This window comes from Desulfofundulus australicus DSM 11792 (assembly GCF_900129285.1).
In the GTDB taxonomy this organism is placed as follows: Bacteria; Bacillota; Desulfotomaculia; order Desulfotomaculales; family Desulfovirgulaceae; genus Desulfofundulus; species Desulfofundulus australicus.
In genome coordinates this window covers 1-23,158 of sequence record NZ_FQUW01000028.1, presented here as the reverse complement: position 1 = coordinate 23,158, position 23,158 = coordinate 1, and the positions used below count along the sequence as shown (strand labels likewise).

24 protein-coding genes and 1 riboswitch are annotated in these 23,158 nt (G+C 59.1%); of the genes, 15 read left to right on the top strand and 9 right to left on the bottom strand.

The features are described 5' to 3' along the window. Window positions 1-23 precede the first annotated feature (23 nt). Both hslU and codY read left to right on the top strand, forming a co-directional pair. Window positions 24-1,430: an ATP-dependent protease ATPase subunit HslU gene (gene hslU, locus BUB44_RS10845; RefSeq protein ID WP_073166225.1), complete on the top strand. Its 1,407-nt coding sequence runs from the start codon at window positions 24-26 to the stop codon at window positions 1,428-1,430. Between the two features lie 15 nt (window positions 1,431-1,445). After that, entirely contained in the window at window positions 1,446-2,231 is a 786-nt protein-coding gene (gene codY, locus BUB44_RS10840; RefSeq protein WP_073166222.1) for a GTP-sensing pleiotropic transcriptional regulator CodY, read from the top strand. A 66-nt stretch (window positions 2,232-2,297) separates the two neighbouring features. Here the strand turns inward: codY and BUB44_RS10835 are convergent, their stop codons facing one another. The 3 genes from BUB44_RS10835 to BUB44_RS10825 all read right to left on the bottom strand — a co-directional run bounded on the left by BUB44_RS10835 (window position 2,298) and on the right by BUB44_RS10825 (window position 6,943). Beyond that, complete coding sequence (locus tag BUB44_RS10835; RefSeq protein WP_242655959.1) at window positions 2,298-2,954, bottom strand: Crp/Fnr family transcriptional regulator; 657 nt, start codon at window positions 2,952-2,954, stop codon at window positions 2,298-2,300. Between the two features lie 76 nt (window positions 2,955-3,030). Continuing rightward, a complete protein-coding gene (locus BUB44_RS10830; RefSeq protein WP_073166217.1) occupies window positions 3,031-5,013 on the bottom strand; it encodes a glycoside hydrolase family 15 protein in 1,983 nt (660 codons plus the stop codon). Between the two features lie 103 nt (window positions 5,014-5,116). Continuing rightward, entirely contained in the window at window positions 5,117-6,943 is a 1,827-nt protein-coding gene (locus tag BUB44_RS10825; RefSeq protein WP_073166206.1) for an NADH-dependent [FeFe] hydrogenase, group A6, read from the bottom strand. 132 nt (window positions 6,944-7,075) lie between these two features. Between BUB44_RS10825 and BUB44_RS10820 the strand changes: the two genes are divergently transcribed. Beyond that, window positions 7,076-7,348, top strand: a complete 273-nt coding sequence (locus BUB44_RS10820) for a YgaP family membrane protein (RefSeq protein WP_083543208.1) — start codon at window positions 7,076-7,078, stop codon at window positions 7,346-7,348. A gap of 71 nt (window positions 7,349-7,419) precedes the next feature. Here BUB44_RS10820 and BUB44_RS10815 read toward each other — a convergent pair whose 3' ends face one another. Beyond that, a complete protein-coding gene (locus BUB44_RS10815; protein ID WP_027357331.1) occupies window positions 7,420-7,719 on the bottom strand; it encodes a TFIIB-type zinc ribbon-containing protein in 300 nt (99 codons plus the stop codon). Window positions 7,720-8,018: 299 nt separating this feature from the next. Here BUB44_RS10815 and BUB44_RS10805 point away from each other — a divergent pair, with 299 nt between their 5' ends. The 3 genes from BUB44_RS10805 to cobT all read left to right on the top strand — a co-directional run bounded on the left by BUB44_RS10805 (window position 8,019) and on the right by cobT (window position 11,486). Continuing rightward, a complete protein-coding gene (locus BUB44_RS10805; protein ID WP_165611038.1) occupies window positions 8,019-9,512 on the top strand; it encodes a DUF342 domain-containing protein in 1,494 nt (497 codons plus the stop codon). A 22-nt stretch (window positions 9,513-9,534) separates the two neighbouring features. Then, window positions 9,535-10,062, top strand: a complete 528-nt coding sequence (locus BUB44_RS10800) for a DUF2148 domain-containing protein (RefSeq protein WP_073166200.1) — start codon at window positions 9,535-9,537, stop codon at window positions 10,060-10,062. Window positions 10,063-10,126: 64 nt separating this feature from the next. Beyond that, a riboswitch (cobalamin riboswitch) is annotated at window positions 10,127-10,331 on the top strand. Window positions 10,332-10,418: 87 nt separating this feature from the next. Further along, complete coding sequence (cobT, locus tag BUB44_RS10795; protein ID WP_073166198.1) at window positions 10,419-11,486, top strand: nicotinate-nucleotide--dimethylbenzimidazole phosphoribosyltransferase; 1,068 nt, start codon at window positions 10,419-10,421, stop codon at window positions 11,484-11,486. A gap of 114 nt (window positions 11,487-11,600) precedes the next feature. Here the strand turns inward: cobT and fbp are convergent, their stop codons facing one another. Both fbp and BUB44_RS10785 read right to left on the bottom strand, forming a co-directional pair. Further along, window positions 11,601-12,695 (bottom strand): fructose-1,6-bisphosphate aldolase/phosphatase, encoded by a 1,095-nt coding sequence (fbp, locus tag BUB44_RS10790; RefSeq protein ID WP_027357326.1) that lies wholly within the window; start codon window positions 12,693-12,695, stop codon window positions 11,601-11,603. 160 nt (window positions 12,696-12,855) lie between these two features. After that, complete coding sequence (locus tag BUB44_RS10785) at window positions 12,856-13,401, bottom strand: pyruvate kinase alpha/beta domain-containing protein (RefSeq protein WP_073166197.1); 546 nt, start codon at window positions 13,399-13,401, stop codon at window positions 12,856-12,858. Window positions 13,402-13,624: 223 nt separating this feature from the next. Between BUB44_RS10785 and BUB44_RS10780 the strand changes: the two genes are divergently transcribed. The 3 genes from BUB44_RS10780 (at window position 13,625) to BUB44_RS10770 (ending at window position 15,945) form a co-directional block, all read left to right on the top strand. Beyond that, window positions 13,625-14,392 carry a sulfite exporter TauE/SafE family protein gene (locus tag BUB44_RS10780; RefSeq protein ID WP_114362164.1) on the top strand — a complete coding sequence of 256 codons (768 nt, stop codon included), beginning with the start codon at window positions 13,625-13,627 and terminating at the stop codon, window positions 14,390-14,392. 91 nt (window positions 14,393-14,483) lie between these two features. Then, window positions 14,484-15,281, top strand: coding sequence for an arginase family protein (locus BUB44_RS10775; protein WP_073166195.1), 798 nt, complete (start codon window positions 14,484-14,486; stop codon window positions 15,279-15,281). A gap of 109 nt (window positions 15,282-15,390) precedes the next feature. Next, window positions 15,391-15,945: a flavodoxin family protein gene (locus BUB44_RS10770; protein WP_073166193.1), complete on the top strand. Its 555-nt coding sequence runs from the start codon at window positions 15,391-15,393 to the stop codon at window positions 15,943-15,945. 99 nt (window positions 15,946-16,044) lie between these two features. Here BUB44_RS10770 and BUB44_RS10765 read toward each other — a convergent pair whose 3' ends face one another. Then, complete coding sequence (locus tag BUB44_RS10765; protein ID WP_207545652.1) at window positions 16,045-16,530, bottom strand: flavin reductase family protein; 486 nt, start codon at window positions 16,528-16,530, stop codon at window positions 16,045-16,047. A gap of 324 nt (window positions 16,531-16,854) precedes the next feature. Between BUB44_RS10765 and BUB44_RS10760 the strand changes: the two genes are divergently transcribed. Both BUB44_RS10760 and BUB44_RS10755 read left to right on the top strand, forming a co-directional pair. Continuing rightward, window positions 16,855-17,196, top strand: coding sequence for a hypothetical protein (locus BUB44_RS10760; protein ID WP_073166179.1), 342 nt, complete (start codon window positions 16,855-16,857; stop codon window positions 17,194-17,196). Between the two features lie 91 nt (window positions 17,197-17,287). Continuing rightward, entirely contained in the window at window positions 17,288-17,746 is a 459-nt protein-coding gene (locus tag BUB44_RS10755) for a DUF441 domain-containing protein (protein ID WP_073166267.1), read from the top strand. Window positions 17,747-17,776: 30 nt separating this feature from the next. On the opposite strand, the gene BUB44_RS10750 is transcribed toward BUB44_RS10755, so the two are convergent. Beyond that, on the bottom strand, window positions 17,777-18,343 hold the full coding sequence (locus BUB44_RS10750) for a ferritin-like domain-containing protein (RefSeq protein WP_073166176.1): 567 nt from the start codon (window positions 18,341-18,343) through the stop codon (window positions 17,777-17,779). A gap of 144 nt (window positions 18,344-18,487) precedes the next feature. On the opposite strand from BUB44_RS10750, the gene BUB44_RS10745 reads away from it, so the two are divergent. Further along, entirely contained in the window at window positions 18,488-19,315 is an 828-nt protein-coding gene (locus BUB44_RS10745) for an SPL family radical SAM protein (protein WP_083543210.1), read from the top strand. Window positions 19,316-19,457: 142 nt separating this feature from the next. Further along, window positions 19,458-20,366, top strand: a complete 909-nt coding sequence (gene nadE / locus BUB44_RS10740) for an NAD(+) synthase (RefSeq protein WP_073166171.1) — start codon at window positions 19,458-19,460, stop codon at window positions 20,364-20,366. A 23-nt stretch (window positions 20,367-20,389) separates the two neighbouring features. On the opposite strand, the gene BUB44_RS10735 is transcribed toward nadE, so the two are convergent. Then, a complete protein-coding gene (locus tag BUB44_RS10735; RefSeq protein WP_073166168.1) occupies window positions 20,390-21,442 on the bottom strand; it encodes a polysaccharide deacetylase family protein in 1,053 nt (350 codons plus the stop codon). A gap of 194 nt (window positions 21,443-21,636) precedes the next feature. On the opposite strand from BUB44_RS10735, the gene BUB44_RS10730 reads away from it, so the two are divergent. After that, the gene (locus tag BUB44_RS10730) at window positions 21,637-22,281 is read left to right on the top strand and encodes an alpha/beta hydrolase (RefSeq protein WP_073166165.1); all 645 of its coding nucleotides are present in this window, start codon (window positions 21,637-21,639) and stop codon (window positions 22,279-22,281) included. 16 nt (window positions 22,282-22,297) lie between these two features. After that, window positions 22,298-22,972 (top strand): SOS response-associated peptidase, encoded by a 675-nt coding sequence (locus BUB44_RS10725; RefSeq protein ID WP_341349376.1) that lies wholly within the window; start codon window positions 22,298-22,300, stop codon window positions 22,970-22,972. The last annotated feature ends 186 nt before the right edge of the window (window positions 22,973-23,158 follow it).

Here is a 23,158-nt window from a genome sequence, read left to right as displayed (position 1 = left end):
TCTTTTTTAAGGAGAGAAACGGGATGGAAGACCTTACTCCGCGCCAGATTGTAGCCGAGCTGGACAAATATGTGGTGGGGCAGAGGGAGGCCAAGAGGGCGGTGGCCATCGCCCTGCGCAACCGCTACCGCCGCAGCCGCCTGCCCAAGGAGCTGCGGGACGAAGTGGTGCCCAAGAACATCCTGATGATCGGCCCCACCGGGGTGGGGAAGACGGAGATTGCCCGCCGTCTGGCCAGGCTGGTGAAGGCTCCCTTTATCAAGGTGGAGGCCACCAAGTTCACGGAAGTGGGCTATGTGGGCCGCGATGTGGAAAGCATGGTGCGCGACCTGGTGGAAACGTCCATCCGCATGGTGCGCCAGGAAAAGATGGAAAAGGTGATGGACAGGGCCACCAGGATGGCCGAGGAGCGGATCATTGAACTGCTTGCCCCCATGCCCCGCCAGGAAACGCCCCGCAATCCCCTGGAGGCCCTCTGGGGCACCGCCTTTGGCGGCGCCCGGCAGGGCGGGGAAGCGGATCCCATGCAGGAGAGCCGCATCAAGCGGGTGCAGTTTGAGCGGGAGACCCTGCGCCAGAAGCTGGCCCGGGGCGAGCTGGAGAACGAGTACCTGGAAATTGAGGTGGAGGATAATACCATTCCCACCCTGGAGGTGTTTACCGGCTCCGGGGTGGAGGAGCTGGGCATCAACATCCAGGATATCCTGGGGGGGATCTTCCCCAAAAAGAAGCGCAGGCGCAAGGTGACGGTGGCCGAAGCCCGGAAGATACTCACCCAGCAGGAAGCCCAGAAGTTAATCGATATGGACGAAGTGACTGCCGACGCCATCAAAAGGGCGGAGGAACACGGCATCATCTTCCTGGACGAGATCGATAAGATTGCCAGCCGGGAAGGGGGAGCCGGCCCCGATGTTTCCCGGGGCGGGGTGCAGCGGGACATCCTGCCCATTGTGGAGGGGTCCACGGTGATGACCAAGTACGGCCCGGTGAAGACCGACCACATCCTTTTCATTGCTGCCGGGGCCTTCCACATGTCCAAACCCTCGGATCTCATCCCCGAGCTGCAGGGGCGCTTCCCCATCCGGGTGGAGCTGTCCAGCCTGACGGAAGAGGATTTTCTCCAGATCCTTACAGAGCCGGAAAACGCCTTAATCAAGCAATATACGGCGTTACTGGCCACTGAGGGCGTCAACATAAAATTTTCACAAGATTCTCTTGTCGAAATCGCGAAAATAGCTTATACTGTAAATGAGCAGACGGAGAACATAGGTGCCCGGCGGTTACACACCATCATGGAAAAGTTGCTGGAGGATCTCTCCTTTGATGCGCCGGATTTGCAGGGGCAGACAATTACCATCGACCGGGATTACGTCCAGCAGAAGCTAGGCGACATAGTAAAGAACGAAGATCTGAGTCGCTACATTTTATAAGAAAGGAGTGCAGGCATGCGCAACCTTCTGGAAAAAACCCGAGCTTTGAACAAGTTGCTGCAGAAGTCCGCCGGTTACCCGGTAGATTATAAAGAGATGGCCGTCACCTTGAGTGAAAATATAGGCTGTAATGTCTATATTATTGACCGGCGGGGGAAGGCCCTCGGTTATGCTTTTATGAAGAACTTTACCTGCGATATCATGCGGGAAATGGTGGAGTCTCCCGAGGGTTTCCCCGAGGAGTACAATGAAAACCTCCTGCGCATTAGCGAAACGCAGGCCAACTTCTGTCAGACTGAGAATGCATGCGTCTTCAGTCACAATCAGCGGTGCAAGTTCAATAACAAGGTGACCACGGTGGTTCCCATCGTGGGCGCCGGTTCCCGGCTGGGAACCCTTATCCTGGCGAGGTTTGGGGTGAACTTTACCGACGAGGACTTAATCCTGGCCGAATACGGGGCTACCGTAGTGGGCATGGAGATCCTGAGGGCCCGGGCCGACCGCATGGAAGAGGAGGCCCGCAAGCGGGCTGCCGTGCAGATTGCCCTGGGCACCCTGTCCTATTCCGAGCTGGACGCCGTGCAGCATATTTTTGAGGAGCTGGACGGGGACGAGGGCCTGCTGGTGGCCAGCAAGATTGCCGACCGGGTGGGCATTACCAGATCGGTAATTGTGAACGCCCTGCGCAAGTTTGAAAGTGCCGGGGTTATTGAGTCCAAGTCCCTGGGTATGAAGGGCACCTACATCCGGGTGTTGAATGACAGGTTGCTGGAGGAGCTGGAAAGGCTCAAGCAACATTAACGGGATAGGTAATTGGAGAAAAAGAACCACAGCCACAAGGCCGTGGTTTTCTTTTTCTGGATGGCTTTACAGCCAGGTTTTCAGGCGCTCCCTGTAAATCACAATGCCCTGGCGGCTGACGGCCACGGCCCTGTCCCGGCGCAGCTCACCGAGGATGCGGTTGGCCGTCTCCCTGGAGGTCCCCACCAGGTTGGCCAGTTCCTGGTTGGTCAGCGGCATGGTAATGCGGATGCCGTCCCCCTCCGGCTCGCCGTGTTCCGCGGCCAGCTCCAGGAGCACGCTGGCCAGGCGGCGGGTGGTATCTTTTAAAGCCAGCTCCATGATCTGCCGCTGGGACACCCGCAGGCGTCGGGCCATGACCTTGAGCAGGGCCAGGGCGATGGAAGGGTTCTTGAGGATGAGGGCGTCCATGTCCCGGTTGCGGATCAGACCCACGTGGGCGTCTTCGACCACGGCGGCGCAGGCCGGGTATTCCCCGCCGTCAAAGAGGACCACCTCGGCGAAAACCTCGCCCGGGTTGATGTAGTGCAGGATGTGCTCCCGGCCCTCCTCATCCTGCTTGTAAATCTTCACCCGCCCGGATTTCAGTATGTAGAACGCTTCCCCCGGCTCCCCCTCCATGAAAATGATGTGCCCCCGGCGGTACTTCCTGTCCAGTACCAGGCGGGCTATCTCCGCCAGCTGCTCATCGGAAAGCCCGGCAAAAATGGGTATGTTTCTCAAGGGTTCTATATCTCCCCGCAATACAGATCACCCCATCGATTTTTCATGTTCCGGAACGCCTGTCTCCGGCGGCTTTTCAGACCCTTTCCTGGCCCGATAATTTTCCCTCCAGGGCCAGGTGCAGGAGGATGAACATGGCGTGGGACCACCCCAGGGGCAGCACCCAGGCCGGGCCGCCCCTTTCCCTGTCCACCTGCTCGGGCAGCAGGCCGGTGGGGGCGGCGTTGTCCAGGGCCCACCGGTAGAGGGCGCGGGCCGCCTCTTCCTCTCCCCGCAGGGCGTGGACAATACCCAGCCACAGGGTGGTCAGTATCCAGGGGTTCCCGCCCTGGTAGCAGTCCATCTCGTAGCGGTGGATCCCGCCCACCCGTTCATTGCCCAGTACCCGGGATATGGTTTTTATGGCGGCGTCCATTAAGGGGTGGCCCGGCTCCAGCACGCCAAAAGGAAAGACTAACCCCAGGACGGCGGCGTCAATGCGGGCGTCCTTTTCCAGCCAGAAAATTTCGTACAGCCCCTCGGGGTCCCTGTCCCTCCAGGCCTTCTCGCCCCGGTTCAGGGCCCAGTGGTAGTCGGAGGAGCCGACCCGGCGGTTGATGCCCCGGAGGAAGCACTGCCGGTCGGGGTTCCAGAGGCGGCTGAGGATGGATTCCCGTATGTTTTGTGCTGCCCTGTCCCATTCCTCCGCCTTTCCGGTGGCCCCCATGATGCCGGCCAGGGCCGCCGCGCCCTTCAGCCCCCCGTAAATTGCCGCCGCGGCATAGGTACTCTGGAGGAAGTTGTCTTCCCACAGGTCCAGCCCCGGCTCGGGCAGGCCGTTGGGGGAAAGGTGTTCCACCAGGTAGCCGGCCCCCAGGGAAGCGGAAGGCCAGATTTCCCGCAGGAATTCATGGTCGCCGGTCAGCTGGAAGTGGTGGTGGTAGCCCCATAAAACCGCGCCGGCCTGATCTATTTGCTTTCCCCACGTGGGGGCCCAGAAGCCGTTGGTAAAGTAGCGCTGCTGCCAGCTCCCGTCGCCGTTCTGCACCCGGGCGGCAAAAAGATAAAAATCCCTGGCTTCCCGGTGGTAGCCGGCCTCGTCCAGGGCCAGGGCCGTGTACATACCGTCCCGGGGCCAGCAGTAGCCATACCCGCCGCAGCCGGTGTAGAAGGGGTCGAATTCGGGGGCGGCGATGCTGGCTCCCGTTTCCCTGCTGGTGAGGAGCTTTAAAACCATCAGGGAGCGCCGGAAGGCGGCTTCTTCCGCTCCCCCGTTCCCGGCCGCGGGCCGCTGTTCCAGCCAGCGTTTCCAGTAATCCTCCGTTTCTTCCCGCCATTCCTGCCCCGGCCTGGCGGCCGCCCTGGCCAGTTGCTCGAGAACGGCGGCTTCCGTGGAGGCCGCGGCCAGGTAAAGGGTTGCCTCCCGGGTTTCCCCGGGCTGGATTTCGCCCAGCTCCCAGGCCAGGGCCCCGGCTCCGGCCCGCAGGGTATAGGACTCGCCGTAGAACTCACCCCGGCCGGCCGCCGCCAGGGGGTCGCCGGGGGTGTCCCGCCGGCCGGTGTGGTAGCCCACCAGGGGGTAGCCGGGGAGCTTCAGGGCCAGGAAGATGTTGCGGCGGAACTGGATCAGTGCCCGGTGGGAGAATTCCAGGTACATGGTGTCGTATAAAGCTGACTCGTCAATGAGAAAGGTGCAGTAGATCACCAGATTAAAGAAGCGTGCCCGGTCCGACAGGTTGGTCACCCGGTACTGCCGGGCGAGCACGTCTTCTTCCGGCAGGATAAAGTCCGCCTGCTCCACCAGGAGGCCCGGGTGGTCCCTGCGCCTGGTGGTGAGAACCACGGGGGTTTCGTTCAGGTAGCGCTGCTCGCCGTACCAGGGGGCATCGTGCAGCCACCACACCCCTTCCGGGGTGGGGGCCACCTGCCGTATACCCGTGAAGAACTGGCCGAGATGCTGGGCCTGGTCTATATGGGGCCAGAACAGGCGGTAAAGTTCCCCGCTGCTTTTAAGGGTGGCCAGCATGCGGCCGTTGCCGATAACGGCGCCGGGGAGAAGGGGAAGCAACTTGCGACGCATGGGTTAACCTCCGGCAGAAAATTTTTCACCGGTGCCCGGTGATATATTAATAGTTTACCGGTTTATTCCTTCTCTGGCAACGAAAAATGTTTTTTTGTGTTTTTTAGTGTAGGAGCTGGCGCATGGCCCTTTTCCGGGGGGTATAGTGGGTGTGCAGGATTTCCCTGGCTTTCTCGCTCAGGGGATGGCCCAGGAACTCCCGGTAGATCTGCTGCACCGCCGGGTTTTCATGGGCGCGGCGGAATTTTTTATTGATGTCGATTTTGTAGAGGGCCTGGGCCCGCTGCATGCGGCGCTCCACCATATCCGCTTCCCGCCGGTTCAGCCGCCCCAGGATGGGCTGGCCGCCCCCTCCCACACATCCTCCCGGGCAGGCCATGATCTCAATGAAGTGGAATTTTTCTCCTCTTTTCAGCCGTTCCAGCAGGCGCCGCGCGTTTCTGGTGCCGTGGGCCACGGCCAGGCGCAGGGTCTGGTTCTTTAGTTTTAACCGCGCTTCCTTGATGCCGCGCAGGCCGCGAAATTCCTTGAACTCCAGCCGGGTGGGGAGATCCCTGCCCTCCACCAGGGCGTAGGCGGTGCGTATGGCCGCTTCCATGACCCCCCCGGTGGCGGCAAAAATGGCGCCGGCTCCGGTGGACAGCCCCAGGGGCTGGTCGAATTCCTCGTCGGGCAGCTCATCAAACCGGATCCCCGCCTGGCGGATCATCCGGGCCAGTTCCCGGGTGGTTAAAACGTAGTCCACATCCCGCAGGCCCCGGGTGACCAGTTCGGGCCTGGCGGCTTCAAATTTCTTGGCCGTGCAGGGCATGACCCCCACAACCACCATCTTTTGGGGATCCAGGCCTTCTTTTTCCGCGTAGTAGGTTTTGGCCAGGGCGCCGAACATTTCCATGGGGGACTTGCAGGTGCTCAGGTTATCCACGAATTCGGGGTAGAAATGCTCGCAGAATTTCACCCACCCCGGGCTGCAGGAGGAAATAAGGGGCAGCTTGCCGTGTCCCTTCAGCCGCTCCAGCAGCTCGTGGGCTTCTTCCACAATGGTCAGGTCCGCGGCCAGTTCGGTGGTGAAAACCCGGTCAAAACCCAGGCGCCGCAGGGCGGCGGCCAGCTTTCCCCTGACAATTGTTCCCGTGCCCAGGCCGAAGGCCTCCCCCAGGGTGACCTGGATGGCCGGGGCCACCTGCACCACCACAAATTTGTCCGGGTCCTCAATGGCCCGCCAGACCTCATCGATGTATTCCCTTTCGGTGAGGGCGCCTGTCGGGCAGACCATCACGCACTGCCCGCAGCTGATGCAGTCCACCTCGCCCAGGTCCTTGCCGAAGGGCGGGCCGATGACCAGGTCGAAGCCCCGGTTGCGCGGCCCCAGGACGCCGACACCCTGCACCTCCCGGCAGACCGCCTCGCAGCGGCGGCAGCGCACGCATTTGTTGTAGTCCCTGATGATGAAGGGATTTTTATTGGCTACGGGGTACCGGCGCCTCTCCCCGGTGACCCTTACCCTGCGTATGCCCATCTCATCGGCCAGGCGCTGCAGCTCGCAGTTGAGATTGCGCACGCAGGTGGGGCATTCCCCCCCGTGTTCCGAGAGCAGCAGCTCGACCACCCTTTTCCGGGCCCGCCTGGCCCGGGGGCTGTGGGTGTACACCTTGATGCCTTCACTGGCCGGGTAAACGCAGGACGCCTGGAGAGATCTCCGGCCGTTGGCTTCCACCTCCACCAGGCAGACCCGGCAGATTCCCGCCTCGTGAATTCCGGGAAGGTAGCAGAGGCTGGGTATTTCAATGCCCCGGGAGCGGCAGATCTCCAGCAAATTCATGCCTTCAGGTACTTCCGCGGGCTGATCGTTAATCCATATTTTGACCTTTTTCTCCCCCGGCTGCGGGACGGGCTGGCACTGGCCGGCGGGAATCGGGGCCGTTTCCACACGTATCCCCTCCTTGGCAGTTGTGCTGCGTTAAATCTGGCTGACCTTAGTGTTTGACCGGGGGGTGTTTTTAATGCGCTTTCGCATAGTTTGTTTTCCGGGCGTGCAAGCTAAAAAGCGGGGTGAAATGGAATGTGGAGGAAGCAGAACGTGGGGCCGGTGGACCGGCTGGCCCGCATCCTGGGAGGTACAGCGCTGGCCGCGCTGGCCAGGCCGCCGCTGTTGAGGGCGCTGGGGATTTTCTGGGCCCTGGAAGGGGTACTGGGCTACTGCCTGTGGTACGACCTTATGAATATAAGCTCCCTGCCGGAAGATAAGGAAAAGGAAAGCTTCCCCGCTGCCGGGAAGGCCGGGGATGATGGGGAGGCCCTGACCGTCCCCCCGGATGTGGCGGGGCTGGCCTGACGGCGCAGCCCCGGGCAGCCGCCCGGGAAGCGGAAAATAAATGTGGTCCCCGCTGGGGGGACCATGTTTTTTTACATGCCCTGGATGTAGCTTTCCTGCCCGCAGCTGGAGCAGCGGTAGGAGCCGAAATTTTTAACGGTTCGCTTGAGATGTCCGCAGTTGGGGCAGCGGTAGGTGGTCACCTCAAAGAGGCCGCTGGAAAGGAGCATCCAGGCGGCAATACCCGCCACCACCCCGGTAATTACGGCGGGCGCCTGCAGGGCAACGCCCAGCCCGGCAATTAAAAAGAGCATCCCGGCAAAATAAACCACGCGCAGTAAAATAAGAATTAATTCCAGTCCGGGCGTCCTGATTTCCCCCGGGTAATACATTGCCTTCCCCTCCCCTTGAAGAAGCAAATGGGCCTTTATCATGGTTATTCGCGTGGAATGAAAAAATTCCTCCCCCGGCAGACAAAAATTTGCCGCTTCCGGGGCCCGCAGGTAGCCGCGGCTTGCCGCCGTTTTCCGGCATTAAGCGGCACCCCTGGCAGGAGATCCCTGTGCAGATGTGGAAGGATTTACGTAAATGTTGCTGCAGGGAAAAAAGGCCGCTTTCTTATTTTTGGCCGGGATCTTCCGAATAAAGTTATAAGGGTGATTTTAAGCAAGCTGTACTGGGGGAGGAAATGGTGGCCGGCGAAAATTTAAAGGTAACCATAAGCGAGGACGGGCTGAGGGCTTATATTTCCGCCCCGGAAGGCGTTGCCGTCCTGGAGCAGGAGGCGGTCCGCGAAGCACTGCAGGCGGCGGGGGTGGTTTGGGGCATTAAAGAGGAGGTGGTGGCCTCCTTTGCCGCCGGTCCCCGGCCGGAGCCGTTGCTGGTGGCGGAAGGGGAGCCGCCGCAGCCCGGTGTGGACGAGCGGCTGGAGATTTTTTTCGAGGAGGAGATTCCCCCCGGGAGGGCCGGGGAAGGGGAAGAACGCGTTGACTTCCGGGAGACCAGCACCATTGTTTCCGTGGAGCCCGGGACCCTGCTGGCTGTAAAGCATCCCCCGCAGCCGGGGCAGCCGGGCAGGTCCGTGACCGGCGAGGTTCTCCCACCCCCGCCGCCGGTACTGCTGGAGCTGCAGGCGGGGAAAGGGGTGGAGCTGAAGGAAGGGGGCACCCGGGTGGTGGCCGCGGGTAGCGGGCGGCCCTGGTACAGAAAAGCCGGGAACACTTATATTTTTTATGTTGATCCCCTCCTGGTTCATCAGGGGGATGTGAACATTAAAAGTGGTAATATTAGATTCAAAGGGGACCTGAAAATACTGGGCGATGTTTGTGAGGCCATGGAAGTGGAGGCAACGGGTGCGGTGGAGATCACCGGCCTGGTGACCCGGGCGGCCGTGGTCAGCGGCCGGAAGATGCACGTTCACCGGGGGGTAATCGGCAGCAGGCTGCGGGCCGGCACCGGTTTTCCGGGGGCCCTGAAGCTATCCTTCATGTTCCGGGATATAAAGTCCGGCCTGGACCTCCTGCGGGCGGCCCTGGAGCAGGTGAAGCAGCGGCAGGGGAAAAGCCCGGCGCGGCTGGATTTCGGGCGGGTTCTCATGGCCCTGATGGATACCAGGTTTAAGCATTTGCGTCCCCTGGTGAAAAACACCCTGCGGGAAATTGCCGCCGTCAGGGCGATGGTGCCGGAGGAAGTGGCCAGATGCGGCCGCTCCCTGAACTGCCTGGTTGGTCTGAACCCCCTGACGGTGAAGAATTTCGATCAGGTGGTCAGGGACGTGGAAGCCGCCGTCGCCCTGCTGCAGGAGGCCGCGGAAAACCCGGCCGATGTGGTACTCCCCTCGGCCATGAATTCCACCATCCAGAGTTCGGGAAGCGTTTTTGTGACCCGGCGGGGGTGCGTCAATACCACCATCAGCGCCGGGCGGGACGTGGTGATCAGGGGTTCCTTCAAGGGCGGGGAGATTTTCTGTGACGGCAGCGCCGAGGTGGAGGAGCTGGGCAGCGCCCTGGGGGCGCCCCCGGTGGTCCGGGTGGGAGCGTCCGGGGTGATCAGGGTGAAGCGGGCTTTCCCGGGGTCCGTGGTGCAGGTGGGGCAGCGCCGCCAGGTCCTGGCACAGGCAACGGGTTCCATTAAAGTTGTGCTCAACAAAGAGGGGGAGCTGGATATCATTCCGGGAAAATTATAGTTTTCGGGGAAGGGTGATGGTTATGCGCGAGGCTATGCTCATGGTGGCTCAACTGATGGCCCTGGCAGCCCGTACCGCTCCCAAGGGGCTGGGCCAGGATTACGTGGGCGTCAGGATTTTATCGGGGGAAGAATTATCCCGGCTGGCCGATGAAATGGAACGGTTCGGGAAGGAGCGGGGGAAGGTGAACTTCGACCGGGATGCCGATAATGTGCGCCGCTCCGACGCGGTGGTCCTCATCTCCCTGACGGAGAACAAGCCCCTGGGCCTGAACTGCGGGGCCTGCGGTTTCAGCCGCTGCGAGGACCTGCAGAGCCATGAAGGGCCGGAGTTTCCCGGGCCCCTGTGCGCGTGGCGCCTGCTGGATGTGGGTATTGCCCTGGGCTCGGCGGTGAAAACGGCCAGCCTCTTCAATGCCGACAACCGGATCATGTACCGGGTGGGGACGGTGGCCCGCCAGATGGGCCTGCTTCAGGGCCCCATTGTGGTGGGTATTCCCATTTCGGCCACGGGCAAGAATATTTACTTTGACCGGCCGGTAAAAAGTTGAAAAAATTTCCCGGACAGCAGGAAAAGTCAGGGGGTACGTCGAAAAGCATATTTACAGCAAAGGGCATATGTGAACACCGGCAGGTGCCCCCGCTTTTGCGGGGGAGAATAGGGAATCAGGTGCGAATCCTGAGCGGTCCCGCCACTGTGAATGGGGAGCGGCCACCGGGATGATGCCACTGGCAGGGCACCCGCTGCCGGGTGCCGCCGGGAAGGCGGGTGGCCGCGAGGATCCTGAGCCAGGAGACCTGCCTGCCGGTTTTGCCACCGCTGGATGATGGTAAAGTCCACGGCCTTGATGGGCTGTGGACTTTTATTTTTAGCCAGATCCATTAATTTGCAGGGAGGTTGGTGAAATTGCTGCTGGAAAAAACCATAGGCGAGGTGGGGATGCTGCACGAGCGGCCCATGGCTGAGGCCCGGGAGCGGCTGGACAGCCTGATCAAGCCGCCGGGCAGCCTGGGCCGGCTGGAGGAGCTGGCCATCCAGCTGGCGGGTATTACCGGCAACCCCCGCCCCGTGGTTGGCGACCGGGTGATCATCATCATGGCCGGCGATCACGGGGTGGTGGCCGAGGGAGTCAGCGTGGCGCCCCAGGAGATCACCCACCAGCAGCTCCCGGCTTTTCTCAACGGGGTGGCCGGGATAGGCGTGCTGGGGCGGCTGGCTGGTGCCCGCCTGGTGGTGGTGGATGTGGGGGTGGCCGTGCCCGTGGATTACCCCGGGGTTTTGAACAGGAAGGTACGCCCGGGTACGGGAAACATCGCCCGCGGCCCGGCCATGACCCGGGAGGAAGCGGTGCGGGCGGTGGAGGTGGGCATCGAGGTGGTCCAGGAGGAAATCGACCGGGGGGCCACCCTGGTCGGCCTCGGCGATATGGGCATTGGCAACACCACCCCCAGCAGCGCCATTGCCGCGGCGCTGGGAGGCTTTGACCCCGGGGAGGTCACCGGGCGGGGGACCCTGGTCAACGATGAAGTGCTGCAGCGGAAAATAGAAGTGGTGTCCAGGGCGCTGGAGGTGAACCGTCCCGATCCCGCCGACCCCCTGGATGTTCTGGCCAAAGTGGGCGGGCTGGAAATCGGCGGCCTGGCCGGGGTTATCCTGGGGGCGGCCGCCCGGCGGGTGCCGGTGGTCATCGACGGCTTTATCACCACAGCCGCCGCCATGGTGGCGGTGGCCCTGCAGCCCCGGGCCAGGGAGTTCTTAATTCCTTCCCACCTTTCGGGGGAACGGGGCCACCGTCTCATCCTGGAGCACCTGGGGCTGGTGCCCATGCTGCACCTGAACATGCGGCTGGGGGAGGGGACCGGGGCAGCCCTGGCCATGCACCTGGTGGAAGCGGCCTGCCGGATAATCAACCAGATGGCCAGCTTCAGCGAGGCGGGCCTGACCGCGCTGGATGGGGAGAAGATATTGAAGTAAATAGAAAGGCCCTGGAAAGCCGGCGGGCTTTTCCGGGGCCCGTATAATTTTCCGCGGGATACAGCCCGCTGCTGTCCGGCGGGCGGAAATGCAAGCGGCAGGTCAACCGGTTATCTAGCGCAGTTTTTCGAAGCGGTCTTTCAGCTTTTTCAGCACCTGGGGCATGGTGGTGTATTCCATTTCGTCCAGGTGCAGCCGGTGTGGCTCGAAGGGTCCCAGGCTGCGCATGTAGCTGGCGATTTCGTTGGCCATCTGCCGCGCCTGATCGAAGGCCGGGTCGGCAAAGAAGTCCTGCGGCCCGATGAGCTTGCCGTCGGCAAGCTGGAAGCCCAGGGCGACCACCCGGGGCGGGCCGTCAAAACGGGATGGGGTGGCCTGCTGCATGCTGACCGGCATCAGCGGGCCGCTGTGGGAGCCGCGCATCCAGCCGCTGACCAGGTGGGGTTTGGTGAAGGGTTCCAGCACCTCGCCCACGGCCGGCATGCCGCTCTGGCAGCGCACGATGCACACCGGGTCGTCCTTACCCACGTAGCGGCCGGCCATCAGGTTGAGCCGCTGGGTGCTGGATACAGCCGCGATTTCGCCCGTTTTCTTGTGGAAGACGCGCTTGATGCAGTAGCGGCCGGGGGCGCCGATGAAGACCAGCATATCGTATATATCTTCCGGGGCTGAGAAGTTAACCCGCGTGTTTTCGATCAGGTCCCGGACTTCGAAGATGAACCCGTCGTGCATGCTGGGGTCGATGACCAGCCCGGCGGTGTTAAAGGGGTCGGCAAAGATTTTGTACAGGGGCAGGTTCCAGGCTCCCGGTTCGGTCTTGTCGGCCATGAAGATCACTATGGGTTCGCTCTTGCGCTCTTCAAACTCCATCTCCGCAACTCCCGGGCCCAGGCCCTTGATGTTGCCGGAAAAGGCATCGGCCAGCAAGTCCTGTCCCGCTCCGTACAGCTTTAACTTTTTGGCTATTTCCGTACAGGCTACAAAGGTATCCCAGGCCAGCTGGTGAATTTCACCGTTATTCCGGCCCAGTTCGTGGGTCATGATCAGGTTGATATCGTCGCCTACGTGGGCAACATACGAGTCAATCAGCAGGGAACTGCCCTTCAACATGCCCTGGGCCTTTTCGATCAGGGCGGAGTGGACGCTTGAGTGTCCGACGCATCCTCCGACATCCGCTTTGATGACCGTAACGGTAATTTTTTTGCCCATGAAAATCCTCCCCGTACAAAAAAATGATCCACTTGCATTTATTTATTCTGTAAGTCTGGACTTTTTCCTGCTGCAGCAAAAAATTTTTTAATCTAAAAAGCAAAATGTTATAACACAATTCTACTTTTAAGGTCTATTGTGTTATCTTATTTATTGGGGATTAAAATTCCCGGGGTTTGCAGATGATCTCCTTTACCTTGGTGTCGAAGAAGTGGTTGGCGTGGGCGGGGAGAATGACCACGGCGGTATCGGCACCCGTTCCCGTGCCGGCGATGGCCACCACCTCTTTGCCGGCCGGGATTAGCCCGGCGTCCAGGGCCATGACGGCAATCTCCACGCATACCTTCAAACCCTGCCCCAGCATGCGCAGGGTCTGGGCGATGATTTCCGCGGGGTAGACGCCGCCGAACTTGTTCCGCACCCCCCGGTCCAGCCCCCCCATGAGGTGGGTGGTGGTGAGCAGGCGCACTCCTTTAGACGCCAGTTCTTCCCGCACGGCGGGGGGCATTTCGTCTTCTCCCGGAGCGGCAAAACCCACGTGGTGGGTTACGCAGACCACGTTGGGCACCTTGCCGATGAGCTTTCTGGCCGTTTCCCCGCTGCAGGAGGCCACGACAACGTGGTCGATGGCCAGTTCCCGCGCCCTCTTTACGGCCAGGGCTATGGTTTCATCGGTATTCACAGGACCTTTCTGGGACCAGTACATTTTCTTACCTCCTTAAGCATAAGCTTGGCTACCTTCCCTATTTTAGACCAGCGGCCCTGCTTTTGGCAAGTTGAGGGGCCGTTGGACTGGCCAGAATTACCTGCAGGAGGTATAATTATTTATATGCCCTCCCGGTTCGGGCTATGTGGAAGTGGACTGATAGGATGATTAAGGAGAGTGAAAACATGAAATGTAAAAATAACCGGTGGAAGGGAGTGGCAGATTGATTGGCGTTCTGATCGGCCTGGCGGCGGGATTTTTTGGAGGGCTTGTGGGCCTGGGCGGCGGGGTAATCATGATCCCCCTGATGGTGAGCATCCTGAAGTTGAGCCAGCACACGGCCCACGGTACCAGCCTGGTGGCGCTGGTCTTTACCGGGATCATGGGGGCCATAACCTATGCCTTAAACGGTTCGGTGGATCTGGTGGCTTCCATTTTGCTGGCATCCACCGCCGTGTTCACCGCCAGGGCGGGAGCTCACTTTGCCAGTGCCCTTCCGGAATGGAAGCTTAAAAGGGCCTTCGGCGGGTTTTTAATCGTGGTCTCCCTGCTGCTGCTGTTGAAACCCTACCTGCCCCACGTGGGCCGGCCGGTTACGGGCTGGGTGGAAACAGTCATCCTCCTGGCCACGGGGATCTTTACCGGCTTTCTTTCCGGGATGATGGGGGTCGGCGGGGGGACCATAATGGTTCCTTCCATGGTCCTGCTGGCCGGTTATACCCAGTACATGGCCCAGGGCTGCTCCCTGCTGGCCATGGTTCCCGTGGGCATAGCCGGTGCTTATTCCCACTGGCGGCTGGGCAATGTCACGGGGAATATCCTGCCCGGCCTGATCGCGGGCACCCTGGCGGGCACTTACCTGGGCGGCTCGCTGGCCCATTTCCTGCCCGAAGCGGCCCTGCGGGTTATATTTTCGGCCGTGCTCATCTGGACCGGGGTGAGGTACTTGCGGGCGCCCAAGCCCCGTACTGAAGGACAGGCTGCCGCCTGAGTGAGCCCAGGCCAGGGGCCGGGCAGCAGGATTTGTACAGGCTGGTTCACCTGACGTCATACCAGTTTTAATGGTAGGAGGTGGGTGAATTATGCGCGTGGGAATCCTGGAGACGGGTGAAACGTTTGCCTGGCAGCCCCTTCTGGCCCGTGAGGCCGACTGCCGGCTGCGGGTGGATATGCGCGGCCTCCGGTACATGAGTTCGCGGGAAACGCTGGACCTTCTGGCCGGGCGCTTAAAAATTTTTCCGGCGGAGCTTGTTTTTCTGGGCAGCGGTAATTACCATCACCTGGCGCTGCCTTTAATTACCCGGCGGGCTGCCGGGGGTCCGGTGCAGGTTCTGGTTTTTGACCGGCACCTGGATTGTTTTCCCCCTGCGCAGGGGTATGTGAGCTGCGGTTCCTGGATCAGGGAACTGGTGAAGCACCCCGCGGTTCAGCGGGTGGTGGTCATCGGTGTGGCCGGGAAGCTCCCGCCGCTGCCGGCCCGGGTGCAGGTGATAACGCCCGGGAGGTGGCGTTCCATGCTTGCCCGGCGCCAGAGCTGCTGGGAGGCGCTTCTGGGGCCGGCCGGCATCTATGTGAGCATAGATAAGGATGTTTTCAGCGCGCCGGCCACCGACTGGGGAGCGGGCGAGATGACCGTAAATGAAGTCTTTGCCTTCCTGCGCTGGTGCCTGGAGCACCGCCGGGTGGTTGGGATGGACGTTTGCGGGGAGCTGACCCCGCGCGGCCCCTGGCCGGCCGTGGAGGAACAGAGGTTAATTGCTCATCATGAAAAAATCAACCTGGCCCTGTGCCGGCTGCTCAAGCACGCGGCCGGTATATCCCGGGCGGGAGGGAGTGCCGGCAGGCGGGAGATGAACCGGCATATGGGCCTGCCGGCCTGACCGGCAGCTTGCCGCGCCGCAGCTTTTTTTTAAATAGACGCCTGCCGCCCGCCCGGTCCCGGGTCCGGCGGTGTTGGCGATAAAATCCTGATAAGGAGGAGAGGGAAGCATGAAGGTAGTGGGTATTGTGGGAAGCCCCAGGCGGGGTGGTAATACCGAGACGCTGGTGGAAAGGGTGCTGGCCGGGGCAGCGGCAGCCGGCGCGGAGACGCAAATGTTTTACCTGAACGAGATGAACATCCGCGGCTGCCAGGCGTGCAACCACTGCAAGGAACACGGCCGTTGCCGGCAGGATGATGATATGGCTTCCCTGTACCGGGCCCTGCATGAAGCGGGGGGGATTGTTCTCGGCTCGCCGGTTTACATGAGCTACGTTACGGCCCAGACCAAGCTGTTCCTGGACCGCCTTTTTGCTTTCCTGGGTCCCGACCTGAGCAGCACGCTTCCCCCGGGGAAAAAATTTGCCATGGTTTACTCCCAGGGTGGCGGCAATGACCGGGAGATGATCGAGGGGCTGGCCCGGCATGTGGGCAGGATGCTGGGAATGCAGGTGGTGGGCGTGACCGGCGGTAACGGGATGAATGCCCCCGGCGCGGTGAGAAACAACCCCGCCCTGCTCGAGGAAGCCTTCCGGCTGGGCCGGGAGCTGGCCGGTGCCTGCTAGGAGGAAAAAGGAGGGACCCCTGTCGCAGCGGGGTCCCTCCTCCTTTTGCTGCTGCCGCTTGCCCCCGGGGCCGGGACGGCAATGTCTCCGTGGAGCCACCTAGCAGAACTTTACCGTTTTACCCCGGTACATGACCAGGGGTTGTTTTTCCGCCCCGGCCGTGTCCGCGGCCACCACTTCACCGATGAAAAGGGTGTGGTCGCCGGCAGTATGCCGGGACACGAGCCGGCATTCCAGGTTGGCCACACAGCCGCTTATGCGGGGCACCCTGATTACCTTGGCCGGCTCTGTTTTGAGCTGTAACTGGGCGATCTTGTCCACATCCCTGCCCGAGCGTGAGCCGCAGAAGTTGGATACTTCCTGCTGTTCGGCGCTGAGAATGCTGATCATGAACTCGCCCGTCCGGACAATCATATCATGGGTAAAGCGGCCCGGTGCAATGGAGACCATCACCAGCAGGGGGTTGTGGGAAACCTGGGAAATCCAGGCCGCGGTCATGACGTTGTGCCTGCCGTCTTCCATTGCTCCCACCAGGCATACGGGCCAGACCAGGCTTCTTACAGCAGCCATTGCTTCACTGCTCATCCAGCTTTCACCTCCTCAGATGATATTCGTAAAAAGTGAGGCAATTCCTTCCTGAAAAACACCCCGCCGGGATTAAGGAACGGGTATGACAATATTGCCATCCCGCCCCTGCCCGCTCCTGAACTTATATTAGCGAAAAGGCCGGGTTTTATCCGTGGAAAATTGGTGAAGTTATGCGGACGGAGGTTTTACCTTGCCCGGTAAATATTGGGCAGGTCTTTAAAGGAGAAATTTTATGTTATAATTGTTTTGTGCTCTAATTATTCAAGAAGTTAATCAGGTAATGGAACCAGATAATGCCGTTGAACAGCGGGGGATGCAGCAGTGGCCATTGTAGAGCAGGTACCGGGCCTGACAATGAATGCCATGGCCGGTTTCTATGCCAGGAAGTTCGAAGCCGATACCAGGAAGGCAATGGCAGTAAATGAAAGAGTATTAAGAAAAATACTGCTTCTCAACCGGGACTCCGAATACGGGACGCTGGGGCTTCTGCAGTCCGCCAACAGCCTGGGGCTGATTCTGGGACCGGTGGCCGGAGGTGCCCTGTATGATGTCCATATAAACATTCCCTACCTATCCGGTGCCCTGATCATGTTCCTTACGGCGGCCGTGCTCTGGTTGAAGCTGGCCAGGTTCGGCTCCCCCTCCCCTTCACCGGGTAATTAAAAATCCAGTGGTGCAGGTGAACTATATGGACGGACAAGTGGAAAGAAGCAGGCAGAAAGAAAAAACATCCGGTAAAGGGGAGGCGAGCAGTATGGAACCTGCGTTAATTCTCCTGGCCATTCTGGTGGTGGCAGTGGTGGGCCGGGCCAATACAGTGGCCGTGGCTGCCGGCTCTTTGCTGTTAATCAGGCTCCTGCAGGCGGATAAATACCTGTTCCCCTTCATTGAAAAAAGGGGGGTTTTCTGGGGGCTGGTGCTGCTCACCGCCTCCATTTTGATCCCCCTGGCCAGGGGGGATATAGCCTTCCAGGAGCTGGGCCGCGTATTTATCTCCTGGGTGGGCCTGCTGGCCTTTGCTTTTTCCATGTTTACTACCTATCTCGGCGGCCAGGGGCTGCAGTTCCTGACGGTGCAGGGCCATGCGGATGTGATGCCGGCGCTGATCCTGGGCACTGTTGTCGCGGCTTCCTTCCTGGGCGGGGTGCCGGTGGGCCCCCTGATCACTTCGGGACTCCTGGCCCTGTGTATCAAGCTGCTGAGTAGAGGATAAAAGTGTGTGAAATGACTTTCGATCTTCATTTCAGGTTTGGTTCGACAGGGAAGCTACCCTCTGGGGCAGTTGGTGCCAGCAATATTTTTGCATTAGCTGGTGGAAAAGGTTAATATGATGTAATTCGTCCATAATAATTCTTTCCAGCAGTTCTTTTATATAGGGATCATCTATTATTTGCTGGTGTTTGCGGTAGTTGGTAATAGCTGCCCACTCGCCGGCGATGTCTGCAGATATGCGATCGCATAGATCGCTGCCGTAATATATGTATGATGCGTCCCAGTATTTTTCCTCGTTGGTAACGGTTAATACGCGGTAACGGGGTTCTACTCCAAGCATGAGAATGATTGATCCCAGCATTTCCAGGTGATGCATCTCCACAAGGGATATACACTCCAGCAGGTCGGCAGCTTCTTTATATTGTTTTTCCAGCAACAAGTGATGGTAGGTGTATTGCATTACTGCGCTGGTTTCACTGACTGCCCCGGCGTAATCCTCCAGCAGCAGCCTGGCGTAGTAAGGGTTTTGTTTCACTACCCTTATTTCGGGGTAGGGAGCCGGATAGGCGCATTTGTAAACAGCAGGAGACATACACATAAAAAATAACCTCCCCTTCGCCGGAATTTAGTTAATATATATGGTGGAAGGGTCCGGCATATGAATTTCCTCCGGGTTCAATCCCGGATTCCGGCCCGGGGGAGCGCTATATTTCTGCCGGGTTTTTTAGAACGGAGTATCAAAATGTCAAAAGTTATAATCAACCCGACCAGTTGCAAAACGGCTCTTAATAAAACCGGTATTCCCGGTTACCGTTACTGCCTGAACCCGTATACCGGCTGCTCCCACGGGTGCCTCTATTGTTATGCCGATACAGTGCTTCGTTTTGCCAGCCGTTTCGGCAGGTGGGGAGAATTCGTGGCCGCCAAGGTCAATTTCCCGGAGGTTTTAAGGCGGGAGTTAAAGCGGAAAAGAAGCCTTACGGGCAGGATTCTCCTCGGTACCGTTACCGACGCCTACCAGCCGGCGGAAGAAAAATTCCGCCTCACCCGGGCTTCTCTGGAGGTTCTGGCGGAGGAGCAGCCGGACGTGGAGATTGATCTGCTCACCAAATCGGGCCTGGTGGTGCGGGACCTGGATGTGCTCAAGAAGCTGAAATATTGTTCCATCGGCTTTACAATAACTACCCTGGAGGACAGGGTGGCCGCTGTGCTGGAACCCGGGGCCTCACCGCCCGCGGTGCGCCTCCGGGCTGCAAGAAGGCTTGCCGGGGAGGGCCTTTATGTCTGGGCTTTTATCGCGCCCTTTATCCCGGGGGTAAGTGATGCTCCCGGGGTGCTGGAAGGCCTCATTTCCGGGCTGAAAGAAGCCGGCGTTAAGGAGGTCTATCTTGATTCGTTAAATCCATACCCTGCTTCCATCTCCCGTTTAAAAGCTGCCTGCCGGGGCAGGCTTCCCCGGGTGCTGGCTTCCCTGGAGCGGTATCTTGCCGATCCCCGCGGCTATTTGAAAACGCTTTCCGGCAAGCTGGCCGCCCTTTCGCAAAAATATGATTATAACTTGAGGATATAGTCCTCCGCCAGGCTGTTCATGGCCTGGCGGAGTATTATTTTGGGGCAATATCTCCGGATAAAGGTGGATTTTCAGGGCAAAATAAGGTTTTAGCAGGAGTTTGCCTGGAGTTGAATTTTCAAGTGAAAGGGGAATGCTGTTGATGGGGATCCCAGAGCTGAATGTTGCCAGCACCGGGGAAGCAATCGTTAATTTTATCCGGGAACAGGTAGCCGCCGCCAGAAGTTCCGGAGTAGTCGTTGGGGTAAGTGGTGGCCTGGACTCGGCAACGGTGGTTTTTTTAAGTGTTGCCGCGCTGGGACCGGAGAAAGTAACCGGGCTTTACCTTCCGGAACGGGACAGCGCAGAGATCAGCCGTGTACACGCCCGCGCCGTAGCCGAAAAAGCGGGCATAAAACTGGTGGAAATAGATCTTGAACCGGCTTTAAAAGAATTGGGAACTTACCAGGGCACAGTTCCCCAGGCCGTGCAAAACTCGGTTCTTAACCGCATGGCTGTTCAGGGAATTGCCAGCATGAGGAATACCCGGCCCTTTCAACTGACCATGGAGGATGGAGAAGTAAGCGAGGTTATCCGGGAGGCCATAGCCTTTTTTCGAATCAAGCACCGCCTGCGCATGGTAACCATTTATCATTTTGCGGAGAAACACGGGCTGCTGGTAGCCGGATGTTTGAACCGTACCGAGTACCTTACCGGTTTTTTCGTTCGGTACGGCGACAGGGCTGCTGATCTGGCTCCCATTTTGCCCCTTTATAAAACCCACGTACGCCAGCTAGCGAAACACCTGGGTGTACCGCAGGAAGTAATTGCTAAGGCACCGACACCTGACTTGATTCCCGGTATCACCGACGAAATGGCTTTGGGTATTACTTACGATTTGCTCGACGCCGTGCTGGCCGGCCTGGAGCAGGGGGTGGATCGCGATGTTCTGGCCGGGGAGCTGAACGTTTCCCCGGATAAGATCTCCTATGTGGACGGCCTGATTAAAAAGTCCGCACCCTGGCGGCAGGAAGTTCCCTACCCGGATCTGCCTGGCTTGCAGCTACCTTGAATCACTTTTTTCAAAACTGGCTTTTATAACGGCTGTATTTCAGGGCCCGGTGATAAGTAATAATCTAATGTAACGAAAAATGGTTCCATTATTACCGGGTCCAGCGGTATAAAGGGGCGGCAGTTTTGCTGTACCTCGTCCAGCAGGGAAAATTTTTCAATCTGGCGGACCAGAACCTCGGGAGTAACGTGGGGGTTCCCCGCATTAATGCGCCTGATGCGGCCGTCCCTGATACAGGAGTCATTTATCCCCCTGCCGGTGTAATAGAAATATTTGTAACCCAGTGAACGGGCAATTCTGAGTGCGGCAGGGCTGTCTACTCCGTAGGGCCAGCAAAGCTGGTCCACAGGTCGTCCTAAATTTATTTCCATTACTTCCTTTGCTTTGAGAAGATCCTCTTTTACCCGGGCTTCGTATTCGGCCTGCGTTTCCCGCCGGTTCTGTTTATCCAGCCAGATTGGCCCGGCCAGGGCGGGTTTCATGTGACGGCTGGCCGGTACGCCCGGAGAAACCCTGGCCAGGTAGTGGCTATCATAGGAATGGGGATAAAAACTCATCCCGTGGGCCTGCATTTCCCGCATTTGTGCCCATGTCACCTTGGGAATCTGTTTCCAGGCAGGTCTGGAGGCCAGCTTATTTTTATTACCTGTAGCTTTTGTGTTTTCTATAGACTTTACAATCACAAAACAGGTAGCCTGCATATTTCTTTTTTTCAGTTCCGGGTAGGCGCAGGTATAGAAGGACTCATAGCCGTCATCAAAAGTAATAACCACGGCCCTGGGAGGTACTGTATCCTTCCCGGAGAGGAACCGGGCCAATCTTTCAGAAGAGATAACATGGTAACCTTCTTTTTTTAGGATGTCCAGCTGTGCCCGGAACAGCCGGGGGGTAATGACTGCAGGGCCGTGCTCAGTATTGCTGATGTGGTGGTACATGAGTACAGCCACGCGGTTTTCATAGCCCGGATGAATAAAGGCCGCCTCCCGGTGGGCGGGAACGGGGTAAAAATACAGTTCCGGGATAAAAAGAAGGAGGAGTATGGTTTTTATTATCCCTGCTAACCCCGTAATGTTCATTTTGTCTCCTCCACCCAAACATCTATGGAAAATATACCAGCGGTAAATAAACATATACAAGTAAGATGAGGAAGAGTATAATTGAGAAAAATGCGTTGAAGGGAGAACCATTCTCAAGAACCATGCCTTGTTGCCGGAATGGAAGGAAAAATGAAGGAGTGGAGATTACCACGGATAGCAGGGGGAAGGATCACATGAAAAAGACAAGTATTGAGCTGCATATTGAGCTGCCCGGTTCCGGCCCGGTCCTGGAAGCCTGCCTGGACCTGCCGGGTGGCACCGGCCCCTTTCCCGGGGTAGTGCTCTGCCACCCCCATCCTCTTTACGGCGGCAATATGGATAATAACGTCATTCTCGCCGTCAGCCGGGCTTTAACCGGCCGGGGGATAGCCAGCCTGCAGTTTAACTTTCGCGGTGTGGGCCGCAGCCAGGGCAGCTTTGCCGGCGGGGTGGGTGAGCAGGAAGACGCGCGGGCAGCCCTTTCGACCCTTGCCGGGCGGGAGGAGATCGACTCATCCCGCATCGGCATCATGGGTTATTCCTTTGGGGGAATGGTGGCCCTGGCCGTGGGGTGTACCGGTGAGCTGGTCCGGGCTGTTGCGGCTGTCTCCCCGGTCATCCCCGCCGGCGTGCTTGAACACTGCACCAGGCCGAAGCTGATTGTCAGCGGGGAGGAGGATAATATGATAACCCCTTCATACATTTTGAAAGAAACTGCCGGCATGGCCGAACCGAAGGTGGTTGAGATGGTACCCGGGGTCGATCATTTCTGGCGGGGATATGAAGAACTGGTAGGAGAGAAGGTGGCCGATTTCTTCGCCCGGATATTGGGCAGTTAAATAATGAAAAAGGGGGTTGTCCATCATCTGCGGGCGTTTTACCCTGACTGCTGCTCCGGAGAAAATCAGCGAAGCGTTCAATGTCCCCTTTGATATCCCATACTCTCCACGGTACAACATTGCCCCGGGACAGGAAGTTCCCGTTGTGGTTGAAGAAAACTCCAGGAGACTTCTCAAGGTTATGCGGTGGGGCCTTATCCCCCGCTGGGCGAAAGACGCCTCTCCGGGGAGCAGGCTCATCAACGCGCGGGCGGAAACGGTGATGGCAAAACCTTCTTTCCGGAATTCCTTCCGCTGCCGGAGGAGGTGCCTGGTTCCCGCCGATGGTTTTTACGAATGGAAAAGGGAAGGAAAAAGGAGCACCCCGTACAGGATAGTGCTTCCCGGGAAAGAAGTGTTTGCCCTGGCCGGCCTCTGGGACAGGTGGGATTCCCCGGCGGGAAGTGTGTTTTCTTTTACCATCATTACCACTGAGGCCAGTGAAGCCATGAAGGAGATCCACGGCAGGATGCCCGTCATTCTTACCGAAGAGCGGGAGTACATTGAATGGCTCCAGGCGGGGGATCCCCGCACACTGCAGGGAATCCTCCGCCCTTACGAGGGGGAGCTGCATATCTATCCCGTTTCAAAGCTGGTTAACTCACCCCGAAATGACATGCCCGGGCTCATCCTGGAGGAGAGAAGGATATAACCCCGCTACCGGCGGGGTTTCTGTGTGCGCCCGGCATGGGCGTTAACTTGGTGGTGAAAGTCCGGTGCAGGCGAGGCAGCACGAGTCTGCTAGCCAAAGGCAAGGGTGTCCATCGCGAGGTGGAATCGGATCGGTGCGCCGGCGGCAAAACCACGGCCCGATGAACAAGAACCCCATAAGAGGCTA